The following is a 21,008-nucleotide window of genomic DNA, read 5'->3' on the forward strand; positions in this document are numbered from 1 at the left end:
GGCCATGGACGCGAGCGAGCGGTGGGGCATCCTTCGACTGCACGTCGAGGACGCCATCCCGCTCACCACCCTGGCCCGCACCACGGGCGTCGCCGAGCGCACCCTGCAACGCTGGCTGGCCCGCTACCGAACCGGCGGATACCCGGCTCTCGCCGACGGCACCCGCACCGATCACGGCGCTCGACGGACGGCACCGGAACTGGTGCGCCTGATTGAGGGGCTCGCACTCACCAAGCCACGACCCTCGATCGCCACGATTCACCGCCAGGTCGACAATTACTGCACCAAACGAGGTCTCTCAGCGCCGTCGTACTCCGTTGTGCGGTCGATCGTGAACGGGCTTGATCCCGGGATGGTGACGCTTGCACTCGAGGGGCCCGCGTCATATCGGGACAAGCACGAACTGCTGCTCCGACGTCGCGCGGATCACCCCAACGCGATCTGGCAGGCGGACCACACAATGCTCGACCTGCTCATCGTCGGACCCGACGGCAAGCCGGAACGGCCGTGGTTGACGGTGATCCTCGACGACTACTCCCGCGCGGTCTGCGGGTACATGGTGTTCCTCGGCGCCCCATCCGCCGCGAACACCGCGCTCGCGCTCCGGCAAGCGATCTGGCACAAGCCGGAACCGGACTGGCCTGTCTGCGGGATCCCAGACGTGCTCTACACAGACCACGGGTCCGACTTCACCAGCCACCGAATCGGCGACACCGCCGCCGTGCTGCACCTCCGCATCATCCACTCGCAGGTCGCTCGCCCCCAGGGCCGCGGGAAGATCGAGCGGTTCTTCGGCACCATCAACACCGAGCTGCTCCAAACGCTCCCCGGCCACCTCGCACCCGGAGCCTCGGCGCCGACGCCGGCGCTGGATCTCGCCGGCGTCGACAGCGCCATCAACACGTTCATCCGCCGCTACAACGCCCGCATCCACCGTGAGCTCCGGAAGAGCCCACTGGAAGCGTGGATCGCAGACGGGTGGCTGCCACGAATGCCGGACTCCCTCGAGCATCTCGACGGGTTCCTGCTCACCGTCCCGACCACGCGCGTCGTGCAACGAGACGGCATCCACTTCGAAGGGCTCCGCTACACCGCCACCACCCTCGCACCCTTCGTGGGCAGCACCGTCAGCGTCCGGTACGACCCCCGCGACGTCACCGAGATCCGTGTCTTTCACCGCGACGCGTTCCTGTGCACCGCGATCAGTACCGCGCATCAGACCGAGACCATCAGTCTCAAGCAGATCCAGGCCGCCCGGAACGCGCAACGAAGAGCCCTGCGCGGGCAGATCCGCGAACGCATCGCGATCGTCCGCCCCACACCCGATGATCACACCCCACCAGCACCCGCACCGGCACCGGATCAACCGCGACTGATGACCTACGAGGAGGACCGGTCATGACGAGCCAGTTCATCATCACGAAGGAACACCGTCGGTTCGCGGAGTTCGCCGACGCCGTCCGGAAGCAGAACACCATCGGCGTCTGCTTCGGCCCCGCTGGCGTCGGCAAGACCCTCTCCGCACGCCGCTACGCCCACTGGGACAGCATCGGCCCGTTCATCGCCAGATGGGCCGCACGCAGCGAAGACGACACGAAGATCTACGCCGCCGCCCACCGAGCCCGCACCGTCTTCTACACGCCCGAGGTCTCCGCCACGATGCGCGCCCTGCAGGACGACCTCCGGCACGACATGCTCCGCACCGAACGCTGCATCGAGGAACACCTCCTGCTCCAGGGTCGCCACTTCGACCACGCACACGGCCCCAACCCGTCCCTGCTCGAGCTGATCATCATCGACGAGTCCGAACGCCTCACCGGCAACGCCATTGAGTGGCTCCGCGACCAGTACGACCGCACCGGCATCGCGATGATTCTCATCGGCATGCCCGGCATCGAGAAGCAGTTCAGCCACTACCCGCAGCTCTACAGCCGCCTCGGTTTCGCCCACCAGTACCGTCCGCTCGGGCACGACGAGCTGCTCTTCGTCCTCGAACGTCAATGGCGCAAGCTCGGCAAGACGCTCGACCCCGACGACTTCACCGACGCGCAAGCCATCGCCGCCGTCGAACGCATCACCCGCGGCAACTTCCGGCTCCTTGAGCGCCTCCTCCCTCAGATCCAACGCGTCCTGAAGATCAACGAGCTCGACGTCATCACCAACGACGTCGTCGAGGCCGCCCGCAGCACCCTCGTCATCGGCACCACCTGACCCGACACTGACCGCAGCGAAAACGACGACACAGAGCGAGGCTGCTCACATCCTCACGAAGACGGGCAACAGCGAGACCGCACTCGGCGAGTTCCCGTTGCAGTACTTCACGGAGTGCCCGCTGCCGCTCTTCTACTCGGGTGCCCCGGAGATGACGGACGTCGTCTACGAGTCGCTGTCCTCGTGGTTGGACGACGGGATCACGAACCCCACGTACGGGTTGTACTCGCCGACGAACTCCACCAAGGGCCCGGCCATCGGGACCTACGCCACGAGCGCGATCAACGACGTGCTGCTGGGCCGAGCGCCGGTGTCAGGGTGGAAGGGCGTCGTGCGCGACTGGCGTCGCCGGGGCGGCGACGCGATGCGGCGTGAGTTCGAGCAAGCCCTGGAGGCACGCGCCGGCGCGTGACGGACGTGGGACCGCCCTGGACAGGGCAAAGACGGACTGGAGGCCCGTGGCGGGCTCCGCCACGGGCCTCCAGTCCGTCAGCGTGGCCCGGCCACCCCGACCGCGTCGGTTGGCAGCGCGGGTCGGACCGTCACGCCAGCCACGACGGGTCGGCGAGCAGGTCCTCGAGCTCCTGGACCAACCGCGAGGTGTGGAAACCGTCGGCCGCCGCGTGGTTGATCTGCAGCGCCATCGGCATCACCGTGCGGGCACCCTCGATCCGGTAGCGGCCGAGCGTGATGATCGGCAACAGGTGGTCGTACCCGTCGCGGACGTGCAGCGCGAACCCCGTGAACGACGTGCGGGGGAAGGTGGAGACGTCGAACACGTTCCGGGGCCGGTCGTCCTGCGGGAACATCCGGACGTCGTCCCGGTACCGATCCATCGTCTCGACCGCGGCGGCGTGGAACCGGCCGGGGTCCTCGTCGTAGGGCACCACCAAGGCCGAGAAGGTCTCCGTGTCCGGGTGGAACACCGTGAACATCGGGTGCACGACGTCCCAGACGCCAGGGGAGCCGTCGTCGAGCAGCTGCATCCGGAACTCGGCGTGACGGTTGACCACGGTCGCGATCGCCCAGATCTGGGACGCGTAGGTCTTCGCCGCCCTCGTGTGGACCGCCGCGACGAACGCGGTCACGTCGACGTCGACGGTCACCTCGTAGGAGCACTGCACACGCTGCCGGTAGTGCTCGAAGTGCTCGCGGCGGGGCCAGGTGTCCAGGTCGATCGGTCGGAGCTCCGTCATGCCGTCAGTCGTTCGGTCGGATGAGGCAGAACGGGTGGCCCGCCGGGTCGAGGTAGACGCGGAACGTGTCGGTCGCCGATCCTGTGGCGGTCGCACCGATCGCCAGGACCGCTGCCTCGCCGTCGTCGAGGTCCTCGACCTTCACGTCGAGGTGGCTCTGCTGCGGGACGAGCTGGCCGGGCCACTCCGGTGCGCGGTAGTCCTCGACCTGCTGGAACGCCAGGAGCGGACGCTGGTCGGTGAAGGGCAGCGCGACCTCGGCCCAGTCCTCGTCGAAGCCGACGATCTCGCCGCCGAGCAGCTCCGCGTAGAAGCGCGCCAGGCCGCGAGGGTCTGCGCAGTCCAGGACGACCATGTCGAGTGTGCCGATCATGGCCGTCACGGTAGACCGATCAGCGCGCCGCGGTCAGGGCCTTCGTGATCCGCTGCAACGACACCGTCTCGGCGGTGCCGAGTTCCTGCGCGAACAGGCTGAGTCGGAACTCCTCGAGCATCCACCGTGCGTGCACGAGCTCAGGATGCGAACCGACTGCCGGCGGGAACGCACCGCCCGCGTCGACGTAGCGGTCGGTGGCGACGGTGACCTCGCGCATCCACGTGGCATCGCGCCCGGGGTTCTGCAGCAGCTTCTGCACGCGTGCCTCGATGCCCTGCAGGTACACCCGGATGCGCCGGAGCCGGTCGGTGCCGGCGGCGGAGACGAACCCCGGGTACACGAGTCGCTCCGTCTGCTGCCGCATGTCCGTCAGCGCACCGAGCAGGGACATCGAGTTCGCCTGCTTGAGTGCTCGTTCGGCGGACCGCTGGGCGAGGAGCACGGCGGCGAGCTCGGACACGGCCGTGAACATCGTGTCGACGACGGTCGCGGAGACGGCGTCGCGAACCGCCCCGAAGTCGGCCTTCGTGAACACGAGACGGTCCGGGTGGGAGCGACGGATCACCGCGTCGACGACGGCTGCGAGCACGTCGTCGAACAACGCGTTCGTCGACGCGTACGGGCTCGCAGCGAGTGCGAGCTTCTCCTGCGCGGTCAGATGCGACTGGATGTACGACACCGGCGACGGCACCGCGAGCATCACCAGGCGACGGACCCCGGCGGGCATGCGCACCTGCCGGTCGGACGGCGTCGCGAGCAACTGCACCCCGACGGTCGCCTTCGGACCGGAGCCCTCTTCCACCAGGGACGGGTACGCGCGGATGACGCCGCCGGCCTGCTTGGTGTCGAGGGTCTGCGGCAGGTCCTGGGCCGGCCAGGTCGTCAGGCCGGACTGTTCCACCCCGGCTCCGCCACCGGCGGCGGCGACGCGAGCCGCGCCTCCGGGGCGTCCCGCACCCCGCACCGTGGCCGAGGCGACGCTCTGCTGGGTGCGGTCCTTGAGCTTGGTCTGCAGGGCCGACAGGTCCTTACCGGCCTCGACCCGCCGACCACGTTCGTCGACGACGGCCCAGGTCGGCAGCAGGTGCGACGGCACGCGGGACAGGTCGAAGTCGGACTCCGACACCGGCACGTACGTCATCCGCTGGATCGCCTTGGCCAGGGTCGCTCGGAACGACTCCGTCGGCTCGGTCGGGGCGTCGTCGGGCAGTTCGGCGACGATCTTCTCGGCCCAGTCGGCTGCAGGCACGACGTTCTTGCGGATCTGCTTCGGCAACGACTTGATGAGGGCGGTCACGAGCTCCTTGCGCAGGCCGCGGACCTGCCAGTCGAAGCCCTCTTCGCGCATGCGGGGGAGCAGCGCGAGCGGCACCTGCACGCTGACGCCGTCGTCCTGCGCGCCCGGCTCGAAGCGGTACTGGATCGCGAGCCGCTGGTCGCCACTCCGCCACTGGGTCGGGTACTCGACGTCGTCCTCCGCCGCCTCGGCAGCGGATTCGTCGAGGAGGTCCGCCCTGCGCATGGTGAGCAGGTCCGGTTGGTCGCGGCGCGTCGTCCGCCACCACCCCTCGAAGTCGCGGGTCGTCGCGATGTCCGCCGGGACGCGCGCGTCGTAGAACTCGTAGACGTTCTCGTCGTCGAGCAGGATGTCGCGTCGGCGGGTGCGCTCCTCGAGCTGCTCGAGTTCCTTGCGGAGCTTCCGGTTGGCACGGTCGAACGCCTGCTGCGACTCCCACTCGCCCTCGACCAGGGCGTGGCGGATGAAGAGCTCGCGCGAGTGCTCCGGGTCGATCCGGGCGTACTGCACGCGCCGGCGCTGCACGATCGGCACGCCGAAGAGGGTCACGCGCTCGTAGGCGACGACCGCGCCCTGCTTCTTCTCCCAGTGCGGTTCGCCGTAGGTGCGCTTCAGCAGGTCACCGGCGAGGGGCTCGACCCACGCGGGGTCGATCCGGCCGACGGTCCGTGCGAACAGCCGGCTGGTCTCGACGAGTTCGGCCGCCATCACCGCGTCGGGCTGCTTCTTCGCGAGCACACTGCCCGGGAACACCACGAACCGGGTGTTCCGCGAGCCGAGGTAGTCACGCTTCTCGCGGTCGCGCAGCCCGATCTGGCTGAGCAGACCGGCGAGCAGGGACCGGTGCACCGCGTCGCCGTCGTCGGAGCGGGACTGCCCGACCCGGACGTCGACCTGCTTCGCGGCGCGGGAGAGCTGGCGGTACAGGTCCTGCCACTCGCGGATGCGCAGGTAGTTGAGGAACTCGGCCTTGCAGAGCCGGCGGAACGCGCTCGACGACAGCTCATCCTGCTTGTCCTCGAGGTAGTTCCACAGCGCGAGCAGGGTGAGGAAGTCGCTCGTCGGGTCGGCGAAGCGAGCGTGCATCTGGTCGGCGTGGGCGCGCTTCTCGAGCGGGCGTTCGCGGGGGTCCTGGATGCTCAGGGCGCTGACGACGGCGACGACCTCGCGACCGACGCCCTGCCGCCCGGCCTCGAGCACCATCCGGCCGAGCCGCGGGTCGATCGGCAGCCGGGTGAGCTGTCGTCCGGACTTGGTGATCCGGCCGTCCTTGTCGACGGCGCGGAGTTCGCGCAGCAGGTCGAGGCCGTCCTTCACCCCACGGGAGTCCGGCGGCTGCAGGAACGGGAACGACTCGATGTCGCCGAACCCGAGCGAGATCATCTGCAGGATCACCGCGGCGAGGTTCGTCCGCAGGATCTCGGGGTCGGTGAACTCGTCGCGACGCTCGAAGTCGTCTTCGGAGTAGAGCCGGATCGCGATGCCGGCGCTGGTACGGCCCGCTCGACCCGAACGCTGGTTCGCGCTGGCCTGCGAGATCGCCTCGATCGGCAGCCGCTGCACCTTGGCGCGTGGGGAGTACCGCGAGATGCGGGCGGTCCCGGTGTCGATGACGTACTTGATGCCGGGCACCGTCAGCGAGGTCTCGGCGACGTTCGTGGCGAGCACCACGCGCCGACGGATCCCCGGTGTGGTGCGTCGATCGAAGACGCGGTGCTGGTCGGCGGCGGAGAGCCGGCCGTACAGGGGCAGGACCTCGGTGCCCTGGTAGCGCTTGCCCTCGATCGCGTCCTGCGCGTCGCGGATCTCGTTCTCGCCGGACAGGAACACGAGCACGTCGCCGGGTTCTTCGCGCGCGAGTTCGTCCAACGCGTCGGTGATCCCCTGCAGGGTGTCGCGGTCGTCGGCACCGTTCGCCCCGCCGCGGTCGGCCGTGCGCGAGTCGGTCTCGTCGTCCTCGTCGGTGTCGTCGGCGTCCTCGGAGACGAGCGGGCGGTACCGGATCTCGACGGGGTAGGTCCGCCCGGAGACCTCGATGATCGGGGCGTCGCCGAAGTGCTTCGAGAAGGACTCGGGGTCGATCGTCGCGCTCGTGATGATGAGCTTGAGGTCGGGTCGCCGGACGAGGAGCCGCTTGAGGTAGCCGAGCAGGAAGTCGATCGTGAGCGACCGCTCGTGCGCCTCGTCGATGATGATCGTGTCGTACCGCTTCAGGTCGCGGTCGAAGTGGATCTCGTTCAGCAGGATGCCGTCGGTCATCAGCTTGATGCGGGTGTTCGACGACACCTTGTCGGTGAACCGGACCTGGTAGCCGACCAGGTCGCCGAGGTCGCTGCCGAGCTCTTCGGAGACGCGCTCGGCGATCGTCCGGGCCGCGATCCGGCGGGGCTGGGTGTGCCCGATGTGCTCACGGCCCAGCTCGAGGCAGATCTTCGGCAGCTGGGTGGTCTTGCCCGAGCCGGTGGCACCCGCGACGATGACGACCTGGTTGTCACGGATGGCAGCCGCGATGTCGTCCCGCCGCTGCGAGACCGGCAGTTCGGGCGGGTACGTGATGACTGGCGGCGTGGGAGACATGAGCATTCCAGGATACCGTCACGCCGCCGGTGCTGCGAGCCCGGCGGCCAGGTCCGCCGCGGACCGAGCGGGCAGGGCGCACACGCGGTCGTGGCAGACGTACGCAGCCGGGTCGAGCGCGTCCCGTGCCTCGAACAGCTCGAACCCCGCAGCCGCCCACTCCGCAGCCTGCGTCGGGGTCACGCGAGCGATGACCGTGCCGGGTCGGCGCGCGGCGCGGACGGCACCGCGGAGTGGGTCGTGCGGGTCCGACGCCACGACCACGACCTCGCGCGAGGGTCGTTGCAGCCCGAGTGCGACACCGAGGGCGTCGGCGTGCCCGAGCGGCCGCTCGGTACCCGTCGTCGCGCGGTCGGCCACCAACCGCGCCGCCGCTGTCCGGTACGCGGCGTCGCCGGTCAACGCCGTGAGGCTGGCTGCCGCTGCGGCCAGCGCCACCGTGCCGGAGCGCATCGCGGTCTGCGGCTGTTCCCCGGTTGCCGTGCCCGCTCCGGCGAGCACGGCGTCGACGTCGAACCGGTTCGCCAGGCCGTCGTCGACCAGGGAACGAGCCGTCAGGGCGTAGGTGACCTCGCCGGTCACCAGCGCGAGCTCGAGCAGACCCTCGGCCAGCAGCCCGACGTCCTCGATGGTCGCCGGTGCTGCTGACGCTCCGCGAGAAGTGCTCGAGCGGACCAGGACGTGCCCGTCGCGCACGTGCGACCGCAGCAGTGCATCGGCTGCATCCCGGGCGAGGCCGATCATCTCGGGGTCGTCGTGACGGTCACCGGCGATCGCGAGTCCGCGGATCGCCAGGCCGTTCCACCCGGTCAGGACCTGGTCGTCGAGTGGTGGCGGGTCGAGGAGCACGCGCTCCGTCAGCGGCCGTCGGTACCACTCGCCCTCCACTCGCTGGCCGTCGATCGTGGACTCGCTGTCCTGCGCGGCGACGAACGCTCCGTCGTCCTGCCGCAGGGTGTCGCGCAGGAAGTCCGCGATGCCGCGCGCCTGCTCGGCCCCGGCGACCGCGAGGAGGCCGGCGTTGTCGTAGAGCATCCGCTCGTAGTGCGGCACGCTCCAGTCGCGCTTGGTCGCGTACCGGAAGACACCGCCGTCCGCATCGGTCAGCTCGGAGGCCCGGATCGCGTGGAGCGACCGGTCGAGCAGGCCGTCGGCCTCGGCATCGCCGTCGCGTGCTGCGTCGGCGAGGAACTCCAGCAGTGGCGTGCTCGGGAACTTCGGTGCGCCGCCGAAACCACCGTAGGTGGTGTCCTCGGCTTGCGAGAGCTGACCGGTGACGGCCCGGATGGTATCGACGGACGGGAGGCGCTGGTCGGCTCCGTCAGCACCCTCGGCCGCGCGGGTGGTCGCGTCCGCCTCGGCCCCCTGCCGGATCGCCGTCGCGATGGCCGCGGCGTTCGCGTCGACCTCGTGCCGCCGTTCGGTCCACGCGTCGAGGACCGCCGCCAGGATCTGTCGGAACGCGGGCACCTGACCGACCGGGGTCGGCGGGAAGTAGGTGCCGGCGAAGAACACGTGGCCCTCGGGCGTCAGGAACGTCGTCAGGGGCCACCCGAGCTGCTGCGTGAACGCGCTCGCGGCGGCCATCAGGCTGGCGTCGACGTCGGGACGTTCTTCGCGGTCGACCTTGACGGCGACGAAGTCCTGGCGGAGCAGCGAACCGATCTCCGGGTCGGCGAAGCTCTCACGCGCCATGACGTGGCACCAGTGGCACGTGGCGTAGCCGACGGACACCAGGACCGGGACGCCGCGCTCACGTGCTTCGGCGAAGGCCTCGGGGCCCCACTCGCGCCAGTCCACGGGGTTGTCGGCGTGCAGCCGGAGGTACGGGCTGACCGAGGTGCCGAGTCGGTTGTCGTTCATGGCTCCAGCGTGCCCCGTGGTGACTGAGCGGGCCAGCGATCGCCGCGATCTGTGGACGGACTGACGATGTCCACAGCTGCCGGACGCCAGGTCAGCGGGGGAGCCACCCCGTCAGCGCGGCGAGACGCTGTGCGACCTGGGCGGGGGTGAGACCGTCCGTGTCCACCCGGGTGACCGTGTCCCCGGAAGCCGAGTCGAGCCTCCCGGCCGTCCGCGTGCTGTGCGCGAGCTGCGCCTGCGGGACCTCGCCACCTGCCCGTCGCGCGAGGCGCTCGGCGGTGGGACCGTCTGCCGCTCGCAGCAGGACCGTCGTGACCACGGGGTCGTCGCCCATGGCGGCCGCCAGACGCTCGTGCTCGAGCACGGAAACGGTGTTCGTGTAGACCAACCGATGGTGGCCGAGCTCGCGGTAGGACGTCCACAGGGCGGCGAGGTTCCGTTCCGCGAGCCGCACCTCGGGGTGCTCGACGTGCGGTGCCGGGTGCGCCAGGTCGAGCAGGTCGCCCTCGATCACCGCGTGGCGGACGTCCGCAGCGACGAGCAGGTCGTGCAGTGCCTCGGCAGCGGTGGACTTGCCGACACCGGACCGCCCGCCGATGAACAGGACCTCGGAGCGGGGCGTGCTCGGCGCCGTCACCCGAGGCCCAGCGACAGGAGCGCGAGGGCAGCGTCCTCGGGGCCGTAGTCGAACATGCGCTCCCAGAACGGGTCCTCGGCCCACGGCACGTCGCCGTCCGCCGGTGTGGACTGCGCGGTCTCCACCAACCAGTCGAGTTCCGGCAGGACCGCGGACGCGAAGGTCGGCGGCTGCCACCCGAGCGCCCGCGCCGCCGTCGTGTCGAGGACGAACGGTGCCGGCGACGACCAGGGGGTGGTGCCGACGAAGGCTGGGGCGTCCGCGTCGAGCAGGACCTCGTCGAACCGGTGGTCGAGGTGACTGGCGATGGTCCGCACGATCTCGAGCGCCGTCGGAGCGGAGTCGTCGGCGACGTTGAGGATGCGCCGGTCGGGAGCGTCCGCGACCAGTCGGACGAGCGAGCCGATGCCGCTCGCCGCCGTCGTGTGGTCCACGCCGCGGCCGTGGTCCGCGAGCAGGATGCGTTCGCGGCCGTCGAGGACCCGGCGGACCACGAACCACTCGCGCGGACGGCCGATGCCGACGCCGTACACCTTCGACGGGCGCAGCACCGTGACCGGGGCGCCGTGGTCGAGCAGCACCTGCTCGGAGGCCACCTTCGCCGCGCCGTAGCCGTCACGGCTGGTCGGGTCGCCGTCGCCCGCGGTGACGGTCGGTTGGATCTCGGTGACCGCGGCGCCGAACACCGGCTTGTCCGTCGAGTTCGCGTGCCGGCCCTGCTCGTCGGCGTAGACCGCACGCGAGGAGACGAAGACGGTGGACCCGACGTCGTCGAGGAACGGCAGGAGCTGCGTCGCGTCGTCGCGGGTCAGCCCCACGGTGTCGACGAGCAGGTCCGCGCCGGGGCGGAGGAGGTCGCGCAGGGTGCTCGTGTCCCGTCGGTCACCCGCGGTGAAGGTCGCGCCACGGGCAGTGAGGGAATCGGCTACCGGGCCACCGCGGCGGGCCAGGACGTCGACCTGCCAGTCGTCGCCGCCCCGCCCGGAGGCGTCGAGGAGTTCACGCGCGACGGCCGAACCGATCCCGCCGGTACCGCCGAGGATGACCGCGCGTCTGGAGCTCATGCCCCAACGCTAGCCGGGACGCGCGGCGTCGTCAGGACGCCAGGACCTCGGGCTCGTGCCGCCACCAGTCCAGCAGCGAGCCGTCGTACACGGTGACCTTGTCGTGGCCGAGCACGGTCAGGGCCAGGGCATCGACGCACGCGGCGCTGCCGACCCCGCAGTACGTCACGATCTCGTCCTCGCCGACGACCGCGGCGAACGCCTCGGCGAGCTTCGGCCCGCGCAGGTACGCGTTGGTGTCCGGGTCGACCAGGGTGTCCACCGTGATCGGGGTGCTCCCCGGGATGATCGGCGGGTGGTCGTCGCCGAGGGCCGCTGCGGGCGCAGCGAACACCAGCGCGGCGGGCTGTTCACCCGACACGGCTCGGCGGACACGGGCGTGGTCGGCCCAGAGCGGGCGTTCCTCACCGGCGAGGAAGGCGCTGTCGTCATCGGGCGCCTTCGCCGGCGAGGGCGCCTGGCGCAGTGCACCGACGCGGACCGGCCGGCCCTCGTCGCGCCACTTCGTGAACCCACCGTCGAGGACCGCGACCGAGTCGAAGCCGAACGACCGGAAGATCCACCACAGCCGTGCTGACCACTCGCCGACGCTGTCGTCGTAGACCACGACCGTCGAGGTGTTCGTGACGCCGAGGTCACCGGCAGCTGCTTCGAACCGCTCGGCACTCGGGCGGGTGAAGGGCACCGGAGCGCCCGGCGTGGAGAACGCGTCGACGAGGTCGGCGAAGCGGGCACCGGGGACGTGCCCGCGTTGCTCGTAGGAGTCGACCGCGGAGTGCCACATCGTCTCGAGTCCGGTCCCCACCGTGTGCACGGAGGCGTCGAGGACGACGAGCTCGTCACCACCGAGGTGGTCGGCGAGCCACTGCGTCGACACGAGCGGCGAGGTCAGGACGGGGGCCATGCCGCACACGATAATGCGGACCACTGACGGGTGACAGGGAAACCGACACACGGCGAAACCGGGGCGCGGGTGGTGGCTGGTGCGTGCGCAATGACTGTGGGTGCATGTTCCGACGATCCACGCGTTGAACGACTTGTGGAACGTCGCAAAACCCGCGCGGCACCGGCACCGGCACCGGCACCCGCACCCGCACCCCAGCCCGCACCCCCGCCCCGCCCACACGCACGAACGGCCCGCCCCGGCAGAACCAGGACGGGCCGTTCGGACGAGCTGACGCGTCAGTGCGCGGCGGCGGGGATGCTCCCGGTCGTCGTGGACGCAGCGTGGGCGAGCCGGTCGAGCCGCACCGACTGCCGGTTGATGAGCAGGCCACCCGCGAGGGCGACGAGCACGAGCACACCGGCCGAGATGCCGAACGCCACGTGGTAGCCGTCGAGCGTGGCCTGGGCCTGCTGCAGCTTCGTGGGTGCCGCCGACAGCCCGGTCAGGCTGTTCTTCACGACGTCGGCGAAGATCGTCGACAGCAGCGCCGTGCCGATCGAGCCACCGATCTGCTGCATGGTGTTGACCGTCGCCGAGGCCACACCGGCGTCGGCTCGGGCCACCCCGGTGGTCGCGGTGTTCATCGCGGACGAGAAGATCGTGCCCATGCCGAGCCCGATGACGATCAGCGCCGGCAGGACGGTGCCCGCGTAGGAGCTGTCCAGGTCGGTGCGCAGCAGCAGGAGAAGGCCGATCGCGGCGACGAGGCCACCGGCGAAGATCAGGATCTTCGGGCCGATGCGCGGCAGCAGTCGCCCACCGATCTGCGTCGCCGAGATCATGATCGACAGCGGCATCGGCAGGAAGGCCAGACCGGTCTGCAGCGAGCTGAACCCGAGGGTCTGCTCGAGGTAGTAGGTCAGGAACAGGAAGATGCCGAACATGCCGATCGCCACCAGGCCGATCGCGATGAACGATCCACCGCGGTCACGGTCGAGCACGACCCGCAGGGGCAGCAGCGGGTGCGCGACACGGGTCTCGATGAACACGAACGCGGCGATCAGGACGACGCCACCGGCGAGCATTGTGATGGTGACGGGGGAGTCCCAGCCGTTGGTCTCGGCGTTCGAGAACCCGTAGACGACGCCGACCAGACCGGCGGTGATGGTGATGACGCCGGCGACGTCGATGCGCGGGCGGTCGACCTTCGGCGGCTTCTCCATGAACACGAGCGCACCGATCACGCCGAGCACGGCGAAGACGACGTTGACGTAGAGGCACCAGCGCCACGACGCGTACTCGGTCAGCACGCCGCCCAGGAGCAGACCGATGGCCGCACCGGAACCGGCGATCGAGCCGAAGATGCCGAACGCACGACCGCGCTCCTTCGGGTCGCGGAACGTGGTGGTCAGCATGCCGAGCGCGGACGGTGCGAGCAGGGCGCCGAAGACACCCTGCAGGGCGCGGGCCGCGACGAGCAGCCCGAACGAGTCGGCGAGGCCACCGAGCACCGACGCGACCGCGAAGCCGACCAGGCCGATGATGAAGGTGTTCTTGCGGCCGAACAGGTCGCCGAGGCGACCGCCGAGCAGCAGGAGCGAGCCGAACGCCAGCGAGTACGCGGTGACGATCCACTGGCGCTGGTCGGTGCCGAACCCCAGGTCGGCCTGGGCCGAGGGGAGCGCGATGTTCACGATGGTGGCGTCGAGCACGACCATCAGCTGGGCGAGGGCGATGACCGCCAGGGCGATCCAGCGGTGGTTGCTCTTGGCGGGGGTGGTGCCGGAAGTCGTGGGTGCCGCCCCGGTGGGGGTCGGCACGGTGTGTTCTGCCGTCACGGCAGCCTCCTTCGAGAAGGTTGGAGGGGGAGCACGAAGCGCGCACCGTCGGGCGTTTCGAAGAGGGGAGGTGTCAAACGGATGCGCCGCATCCGTTTGTCGACAGTGTAGACCGAAACGGAAGGTCCGCATCCACTTATTCCCAGAAAGTTCAACTAGGTTCGGCACCGTGAGCACCACCGAGTCCGCGCCCGACCTCGAGCGCCCGCTGCGCGCCGATGCGGCACGCAACCGCGAGCTGATCCTGCAGACCGCTCGCAAGTGCTTCGCGGAGCGCGGGCTGTCGGTCACCCTGAACGACATCGCGCACGAAGCGGGGGTCGGCGTCGGCACCGTGTACCGACGTTTCGCCGACAAGGACTCCCTGATCGAGGCGCTGCTCGCCACCAAGTTCGAGGCGATGAACGACGCGGCCGCCCGCGCCGCCGACGTCGTCGACCCGCGTGAGGCCCTGCGGGTCTACCTGACCGGGGTGTTCGAGTTCCGCGCCCGCGACCGTGCGCTCGCCGACGCCATCGTGCGTGCCGGCAAGGCGCGTCCGTCGATCGTGCAGGAGCGAGACCGGCTGGAGCGCCAGGTCTCCGCGATCATCGGGCGGGCCGAGACCGCCGGGGTGGTCCGCGCCGGGTTCGACTACCGCGACCTGCCGATGCTCACCGCCATGGTGGGTGCCGTCGCGGACGCCACCCGCGAGCACGACCCGAACGCCTGGCGCCGGTACGCCGAACTCCTCATCGAGGGCGTCCTGCCGCAGACCCGGACCGCGCCGAGCATGGTCGGCGACCCGCTCGACCGCGAATCGATCGAGCGCGCGCTGCACGCGCAGTCCTGACGCGTCCCCGCGGACCGCGCGCGGCTCCGGTGCCAGCCGACTCCGGACGGGAGGCCCGTGGCGGAGTCGACCCGTGCCTCCCGTCCGGCGGTCTGGTCGCGACCAGTGCGCCAGGCCGACACCCGACGCGCGCTACAGCCAGCTCGGCAACCAGTAGTGCGACCGGATGAAGTCCCACGGCACCTGGATCGCGGTCCACATCGGGTACCAGTACGCCGACGCGAGCACCACCACGACCAGGTACACGCCGACCCAGGCGACCGCCCGGGTCCGTCGAGGCCGCGGATCGGACCGTGACCCGAGCACCAACCCGATCGCCGCCGCCAGCGCCATCACCATGAATGGCTCGAAGGCGATCGTGTAGAACTGGAAGACCGTCCGGTCGACGTACATCAGCCACGGCAGGTAGCCCGCGGCGACGCCGAGCAGGACGAAGCCGTACTGCCACTGACGGCGCAGGATCCAGAGCACGAGCAGTGCCACGGTCGCGATGACCGCCGCGTACCAGATGAACGGGTTCGCGACGCCGGTGATCGCCTCGCCGCAGCGGCTCGCCGAGCAGCCGTCCTGGCCGGCATCGGTGCCGACGTAGAACATCGACGTGGGGCGCTGCATCACGAGCCACAGCAGCGGGTTCGCCTGGTACGAGTGCGGCGTGTGCAGCCCGATGTTGAAGTCGTAGATCTCCGACTGGTAGTGCCACCAGTTCTGCAGACTGTCCGGCACCCACCGGAGCACCCCGGTCCAGCGCTCTCCTCCGGAGGCCAGCCAGTTCCGGTCCCAGCCGTCCTTCGACACGAACCAGCCGGTCCACGACGCGACGTAGGTGACGGCGGCGATCGGCACGGTGAGCACGAACGACACGGGGGCCTGCTGCAGCAGCGCGCTCGACGACCAGAACTCGACCCCCGCACGGCGGCGCATCAGCATGTCGCTCAGCACGGAGTACACGGCGAAGAAGGCCAGGAAGTACATCCCCGACCACTTCGTCGCGGAGGCCAACCCCATCGTCAGCCCCATCGCGAACAGCCACGGGCGCCACCAGAGCACGGGCCCCCACAGGGTGTCCCGGCCGGCGGCGACCCGCTCGGCGACCCAGTCGTCGAGCCGCCGCTGACTCCGGCGCCGGTCGAGCAGGAGCGCCCCGAACCCGAGCACGACGAAGAACGTCAGGATCCCGTCGAGCAGCGTGACGCGGGACATCACGATGGCCTGGCCGTCGATCGCGAGCAGACCGCCGGCGAGCGTGCCGACCAGGGTGGAGCGGAACAGCGACCGGGCGATCACGGCGGTGAGGAACACCGTCGCGATGCCGAGCACGGCGACGGCGAACCGCCAGCCGAACGAGTTGTCCGCCCCGAACAGGAGCATGCCGAGCCCGATCAGGTACTTGCCGAGCGGCGGGTGCGCGATGAACTCCGCGGCACTGGTGAAGATGTCCGTCTCACCACTCGAGAACCGGTCGTCGGTCGTCGGGGCGGAGTCGCTGCTCGGGTTCGCCGGCCAGGTGCCCTCGTAGCCGAGGTGCACGATCGACCAGCCGTCCTTGACGTAGTAGGTCTCGTCGAAGACCAGGGAGTGCGGGTTCCCCAGGTTCGCCAGGCGGAGCACAGCGGCGAGCAGCGTCACCGCGATCGGTCCGGCCCAACGCCACACCGCGATGCGCTGGGCGGTGGAGAGCACCCGCCCCCACCAGTCGTCGAGGCGCGAGCCGACCGGCCCGTCGGGCACGGCCGTGCGGTCGTCGGTCAGCTCGCTGGTCATCGCTCAGCATCCTACGGATCGAGCGCATGTCCGCGCTGCGTCGGTGCTGCGACGACAATGGGTGGCGTGATCGTCCTCGCAGCAACCCCCATCGGCAACCTCGGGGACGCCTCGCGCCGTCTCGTCGAGACCCTCTCCAACGCCACGGTGGTCGCGGCGGAGGACACCAGGACCGCCATCCACCTCATGCGCGCCCTCGGCATCGAGAACCGTCCGCGGCTCATCGCCCTGCACGAGCACAACGAACGGGCGAAGGCGTCCGAGGTCGTCGAGCTCGCCCGTGACGAGGACGTCGTGGTCCTCACCGACGCCGGCATGCCCGCGATCAGCGACCCCGGCTTCCCGCTCGTCGAGGCCGCGGCCGCCGCGGGCGTCACGGTCACGGCGCTGCCCGGCCCGTCGGCGGTGCTCATGGCGCTCGCCGTCTCCGGACTGCCGACGGACCGCTTCACGTTCGAGGGGTTCCCGACGCGCAAGGGCGGGGAGCGTCGCCGTGTGTTCCAGGCGCTCGCGGGGGAGCAGCGCACGATGGTTTTCTTCGAGTCGCCGCACCGGTTGGCCGAGACGCTCGCCGACATGGCCGTCGGGTTCGGGGGTGACCGTCGCGCTGCGGTCTGCCGTGAGCTCACGAAGCTGTACGAAGAGGTCAGGCGCGGTCCGCTCGACGAGCTCGTCACGTGGGCATCAGAGGGGGTCCGGGGCGAGATCTGCATCGTCGTCGCCGGTGCCGCCGAGGCCACCGAGGAGGCGACGCTCGACGACGGGGTCCGCCTCGTGCTCGAGCGGGTGGCGGCCGGCATGCGCATGAAGGAGGCCGCAGCGGCGGTCGCGGACGCGACCGGGCTGTCGAAGCGCGACCTCTACGAAGGCGCGCTCGCGGCGCGGTAGACGACGGCAGTGCCGGACGGGAGGCACGGGGCGGGCCCGCCACGGGCCTCCCGGATCCGGTTTTCCACAGTCCACCGCCGCGCGCGTCATCCGGGTTCCGCGCGCCCGTAGGATGGTCCGCATGTCCGACGGGTCCTCGTTCAGCATCACCACGCCGATCTTCTACGTGAACGACGTGCCCCACATCGGGCACGCCTACACCGAGGTCGCCGCGGACGTCCTCGCACGCTGGCACCGGCAGCGGGGTGACGACACCTGGCTGCTCACCGGCACCGACGAGCACGGACAGAAGATCCTCCGCACCGCCTCGGCGAACGAGGTCACGCCCCAGGAGTGGGCCGACCGACTCGTCACCGACGCGTGGAAGCCACTGCTCGACACCGTCGACGTGGCCAACGACGACTTCATCCGCACCACCGACGAGCGCCACGAGCGCGGTGTGACGGCGTTCCTGCAGAAGCTCTACGACGACGGCTACATCTACGCCGGCGAGTTCGAGGGCTTCTACTGCGTGGGCTGCGAGGAGTACAAGCAGCCGAGCGACCTGGTCCCCGGCACCGGTGCGTACGAGGGGCAGCAGGTCTGCGCCATCCACTCGATCCCGGTCGAGGTGCTGTCCGAGCGCAACTACTTCTTCCGCATGTCGGACTTCGAGCAGCGCCTGCTCGACCTGTACGAGTCGAACCCGCTCTTCATCCAGCCGGAGAGCGTCCGCAACGAGATCATCTCGTTCGTGAAGCAGGGTCTCCGCGACCTGTCGATCTCGCGGTCCAGCTTCGACTGGGGCATCAAGATCCCGTGGGACAGCGACCACGTCCTGTACGTGTGGTTCGACGCCCTGCTCAACTACGTCACGGCGCTGGGCTACGGCACCGAGGACGACGAGGCCTTCAAGCGCCTGTGGCCGAGCGTGCACATCGTCGGCAAGGACATCGCCCGCTTCCACGCCGTCATCTGGCCGGCGATGCTCATGGCTGCCGGGCTGCCCGTGCCCGAGCGCGTCTTCGGTCACGGCTGGCTGCTCGTCGGTGGCGAGAAGATGTCGAAGTCGAAGCTGACCGGCATCGCGCCGTCGGAGATCACCGACACGTTCGGGTCCGACGCCTTCCGCTACTACTTCCTGCGTGCCATCACCTTCGGGCAGGACGGCAACTTCAGCTGGGAGGACATCTCGGCGCGGTACCAGGCCGAGCTCGCGAACGGCTTCGGCAACCTGGCCTCGCGCCTGGTCGCGATGCTGCAGAAGTACTTCGACGGCGCAGTGCTGGCGCGTGGGTCGCTGACCGAGTCGGACCAAGCCGTCGATGCCCTGGCGGTGTCGGTCACCGAGCGTGCCGACGCAGCCATCGCCGCGTTCGCACCGCACGAGGCGATCGCTGCCGTCTGGGAGCTCGTCGACGCCCTGAACGGGTACATCACCGAGCAACAGCCGTGGGCGCTGGCGAAGGACGACGCGAACCGCGAGCGGCTCGGCACCGTCCTGACCACCGCGCTCCGTGGGCTCGGCACCGTCGCTGTCCTGCTCTCCCCGGTGATGCCGAAGGCCACCGAGAAGCTGTGGGCGTCGATCGGTGCCGGCGGTTCGATCGCCGAGCAGCGCGTCGATCGTGCCTTCGAGTGGCAGGGTGCTTCGCACGTCGTGGCGCTCGAGAGCGGGCTGTTCCCGCGCATCGAGCAGTCGGAGCAGGTCTCCGCGTGACCGACGCCCACCTCCGCTCCCGTGGCGACGGGGACGGCTCCAAGCGCGACCTGACCTACCCGCCGCTGCCCGAGGCGCTCGTGGTCCCGGTCTACGACAACCACACGCACATGGAGATCGCCGACGGTGGCGACGGGGCGCTCGACTACCGCGAGCACCTCGGCCGTGCCTCGAGCGTCGGTGTCCGCGGTGTCGTGCAGGTCGGTACCGACCTCGCGACCTCGCAGTGGTCCGCGTCGATCGCCGCCCGTGAACCCCGCGTGCTCGCGGCGGTCGCACTCCACCCGAACGAGGCGCCGTCGCTGCAGGAGCAGGGGCTGCTCGACGAGCACCTCGCCGGGATCGAGGCTCTGGCGGCACTGCCCCGCGTCCGGGCGATCGGTGAGACCGGGCTCGACTTCTTCCGCACCGGTGAGGACGGGCGCGACGCCCAGATCCGCTCGTTCGAGGAGCACATCCGCATCGCGAAGGAGCACGGCCTCGCGCTGACCATCCACGACCGCGACGCGCACGATGCCGTGGTCGAGGTGCTCGACCGCGTCGGGGCTCCGGAGCGCACGGTGTTCCACTGCTTCTCCGGTGGACCCGACCTGGCTCGGCTCTGTGCCGAGCGCGGTTGGTACATGTCGTTCGCCGGCACCGTGACGTTCAAGAACGCGGCACTGCTCCGCGAAGCCCTCGTCGTCGCGCCGCGGCACCTGATCATGGTCGAGACGGACGCGCCGTTCCTGACCCCGACGCCGTACCGCGGCCGGCCGAACGCCCCGTACCTGATCCCGATCACCCTGCGGTCGATGGCGGAGACCCTCGGCACCGATGCCTCGATGCTCGCCGCGCAGATCGCGTCGAACACCGAGCTCGTCTACGGTGCGTGGGACGCCGAGCCCGTGACGGTGGACGAGTAGTGGGCGCGCTGCTCGGCCCGGCCGAGATCCGGGAGCTCGCCGCCGAACTCGACGTGACCCCGACGAAGAAGCTCGGGCAGAACTTCGTGCACGACGCCAACACCGTCCGGCGCATCGTGTCGGTCGCCGGCGTGACGCCCTCGTCCCGGGTGCTCGAGATCGGGCCGGGCCTCGGCTCCCTGACGCTCGGGCTCACCGAGACCGGGGCACCCGTCACCGCCGTCGAGATCGACAAGCGGCTCGCGGCGAAGTTGCCGTCGACGGTCAGCGCGCTGCAGCCGACGGCCACGTTGACGGTCGTGCAGCAGGACGCGATGACCGTCGCCGCATCGGACCTCGACACCGAACCGACGCACCTCGTCGCGAACCTGCCCTACAACATCTCGGTGCCCGTGCTGCTGCACCTGCTCGCGACCTTCCCGTCGATCGAGCGGTCGCTCGTGATGGTGCAGGCCGAGGTCGGGTACCGTCTCGCCGCGGGCCCGGGCAGCAAGGTCTACGGGTCGCCGAGCGTCAAGGCCGCCTGGTACGGCTCGTGGAGCACGGCCGGGCTCGTCAGCCGCCAGGTGTTCTGGCCCGTGCCGAACGTCGACAGCGTGCTGGTGGCGTTCGACCGGCACGATCCCCCGGGGGACGAGCGGCTGCGGTCGCGGGTCTTCACCCTGGTCGATGCGGCGTTCCAGCAGCGGCGGAAGATGCTGCGGCAGAGCCTGTCCGGTGTGCTCGGCGGCAGTGCCCACGCCTCCGAGGTCCTGACGGCGGCGGGCATCGACCCGACGGCTCGGGGCGAGGCGATCGGTGTCGACGACTTCGTGCGGCTCGGTCGGTCGGTCCTGGCGGCCGCGGAGTAGACGGGCAAGTCACCGGGCGAGTGGCATGCGCTGATCGACGCGGCGACGCCGAGGCCGAACTGCAGCAGCTGCTCGCCGGACCCAGACGCCGCGAACGGGGGAGCGCGCCCACGGTCGCCTCGGC

At 70.3% G+C, this 21,008-nt stretch carries 17 protein-coding genes; 8 read left to right on the forward strand and 9 right to left on the reverse strand.

Annotation, left to right across the window (positions count from 1 at the left end):
* Window positions 1-4 precede the first annotated feature (4 nt).
* From ABH929_RS15485 to ABH929_RS15495, 3 genes are all read left to right on the forward strand, one after another.
* Window positions 5-1,402, forward strand: a complete 1,398-nt coding sequence (locus ABH929_RS15485) for a Mu transposase C-terminal domain-containing protein (RefSeq protein ID WP_404561831.1) — start codon at window positions 5-7, stop codon at window positions 1,400-1,402.
* The gene (locus tag ABH929_RS15490; protein WP_055960810.1) at window positions 1,399-2,211 is read left to right on the forward strand and encodes an AAA family ATPase; all 813 of its coding nucleotides are present in this window, start codon (window positions 1,399-1,401) and stop codon (window positions 2,209-2,211) included. The genes ABH929_RS15485 and ABH929_RS15490 overlap by 4 nt, the downstream gene beginning before the upstream one ends.
* Before the next feature lie 97 nt (window positions 2,212-2,308).
* Window positions 2,309-2,623, forward strand: a complete 315-nt coding sequence (locus ABH929_RS15495; protein ID WP_404561832.1) for a hypothetical protein — start codon at window positions 2,309-2,311, stop codon at window positions 2,621-2,623.
* Window positions 2,624-2,753: 130 nt separating this feature from the next.
* Here the strand turns inward: ABH929_RS15495 and ABH929_RS15500 are convergent, their stop codons facing one another.
* The 8 genes from ABH929_RS15500 to ABH929_RS15535 form a co-directional block, all read right to left on the reverse strand.
* Window positions 2,754-3,407 (reverse strand): CatA-like O-acetyltransferase, encoded by a 654-nt coding sequence (locus tag ABH929_RS15500; RefSeq protein ID WP_404561833.1) that lies wholly within the window; start codon window positions 3,405-3,407, stop codon window positions 2,754-2,756.
* A 4-nt stretch (window positions 3,408-3,411) separates the two neighbouring features.
* Window positions 3,412-3,780 carry a VOC family protein gene (locus ABH929_RS15505; RefSeq protein ID WP_111084715.1) on the reverse strand — a complete coding sequence of 123 codons (369 nt, stop codon included), beginning with the start codon at window positions 3,778-3,780 and terminating at the stop codon, window positions 3,412-3,414.
* A gap of 19 nt (window positions 3,781-3,799) precedes the next feature.
* Window positions 3,800-7,657, reverse strand: coding sequence for an ATP-dependent RNA helicase HrpA (hrpA, locus tag ABH929_RS15510; protein ID WP_404561834.1), 3,858 nt, complete (start codon window positions 7,655-7,657; stop codon window positions 3,800-3,802).
* A gap of 18 nt (window positions 7,658-7,675) precedes the next feature.
* Entirely contained in the window at window positions 7,676-9,520 is a 1,845-nt protein-coding gene (locus tag ABH929_RS15515) for a thioredoxin domain-containing protein (protein ID WP_404561835.1), read from the reverse strand.
* Window positions 9,521-9,611: 91 nt separating this feature from the next.
* On the reverse strand, window positions 9,612-10,157 hold the full coding sequence (locus tag ABH929_RS15520; RefSeq protein ID WP_404561836.1) for an ATPase: 546 nt from the start codon (window positions 10,155-10,157) through the stop codon (window positions 9,612-9,614).
* On the reverse strand, window positions 10,154-11,221 hold the full coding sequence (locus tag ABH929_RS15525) for an NAD-dependent epimerase/dehydratase family protein (RefSeq protein WP_404561837.1): 1,068 nt from the start codon (window positions 11,219-11,221) through the stop codon (window positions 10,154-10,156). Before ABH929_RS15525 ends, ABH929_RS15520 begins: the two co-directional genes overlap by 4 nt.
* A gap of 31 nt (window positions 11,222-11,252) precedes the next feature.
* The gene (locus ABH929_RS15530; RefSeq protein WP_404561838.1) at window positions 11,253-12,125 is read right to left on the reverse strand and encodes a sulfurtransferase; all 873 of its coding nucleotides are present in this window, start codon (window positions 12,123-12,125) and stop codon (window positions 11,253-11,255) included.
* A 278-nt stretch (window positions 12,126-12,403) separates the two neighbouring features.
* On the reverse strand, window positions 12,404-13,945 hold the full coding sequence (locus ABH929_RS15535) for an MFS transporter (protein ID WP_404561839.1): 1,542 nt from the start codon (window positions 13,943-13,945) through the stop codon (window positions 12,404-12,406).
* Between the two features lie 169 nt (window positions 13,946-14,114).
* Here ABH929_RS15535 and ABH929_RS15540 point away from each other — a divergent pair, with 169 nt between their 5' ends.
* Window positions 14,115-14,777 carry a TetR/AcrR family transcriptional regulator gene (locus ABH929_RS15540; RefSeq protein WP_159574131.1) on the forward strand — a complete coding sequence of 221 codons (663 nt, stop codon included), beginning with the start codon at window positions 14,115-14,117 and terminating at the stop codon, window positions 14,775-14,777.
* 132 nt (window positions 14,778-14,909) lie between these two features.
* Here the strand turns inward: ABH929_RS15540 and ABH929_RS15545 are convergent, their stop codons facing one another.
* A complete protein-coding gene (locus ABH929_RS15545; RefSeq protein ID WP_404561840.1) occupies window positions 14,910-16,541 on the reverse strand; it encodes a dolichyl-phosphate-mannose--protein mannosyltransferase in 1,632 nt (543 codons plus the stop codon).
* 66 nt (window positions 16,542-16,607) lie between these two features.
* Between ABH929_RS15545 and rsmI the strand changes: the two genes are divergently transcribed.
* The 4 genes from rsmI (at window position 16,608) to rsmA (ending at window position 20,884) form a co-directional block, all read left to right on the forward strand.
* Window positions 16,608-17,429: a 16S rRNA (cytidine(1402)-2'-O)-methyltransferase gene (gene rsmI, locus ABH929_RS15550; protein ID WP_404561841.1), complete on the forward strand. Its 822-nt coding sequence runs from the start codon at window positions 16,608-16,610 to the stop codon at window positions 17,427-17,429.
* Between the two features lie 121 nt (window positions 17,430-17,550).
* The gene (gene metG / locus ABH929_RS15555) at window positions 17,551-19,128 is read left to right on the forward strand and encodes a methionine--tRNA ligase (protein WP_404561842.1); all 1,578 of its coding nucleotides are present in this window, start codon (window positions 17,551-17,553) and stop codon (window positions 19,126-19,128) included.
* A complete protein-coding gene (locus tag ABH929_RS15560; RefSeq protein WP_123338561.1) occupies window positions 19,125-20,033 on the forward strand; it encodes a TatD family hydrolase in 909 nt (302 codons plus the stop codon). Before metG ends, ABH929_RS15560 begins: the two co-directional genes overlap by 4 nt.
* Window positions 20,033-20,884: a 16S rRNA (adenine(1518)-N(6)/adenine(1519)-N(6))-dimethyltransferase RsmA gene (rsmA, locus tag ABH929_RS15565; RefSeq protein WP_404561843.1), complete on the forward strand. Its 852-nt coding sequence runs from the start codon at window positions 20,033-20,035 to the stop codon at window positions 20,882-20,884. Before ABH929_RS15560 ends, rsmA begins: the two co-directional genes overlap by 1 nt.
* The last annotated feature ends 124 nt before the right edge of the window (window positions 20,885-21,008 follow it).

Source organism: Curtobacterium sp. AB7, from assembly GCF_044909335.1.
Taxonomy (GTDB): domain Bacteria; phylum Actinomycetota; class Actinomycetes; order Actinomycetales; family Microbacteriaceae; genus Curtobacterium.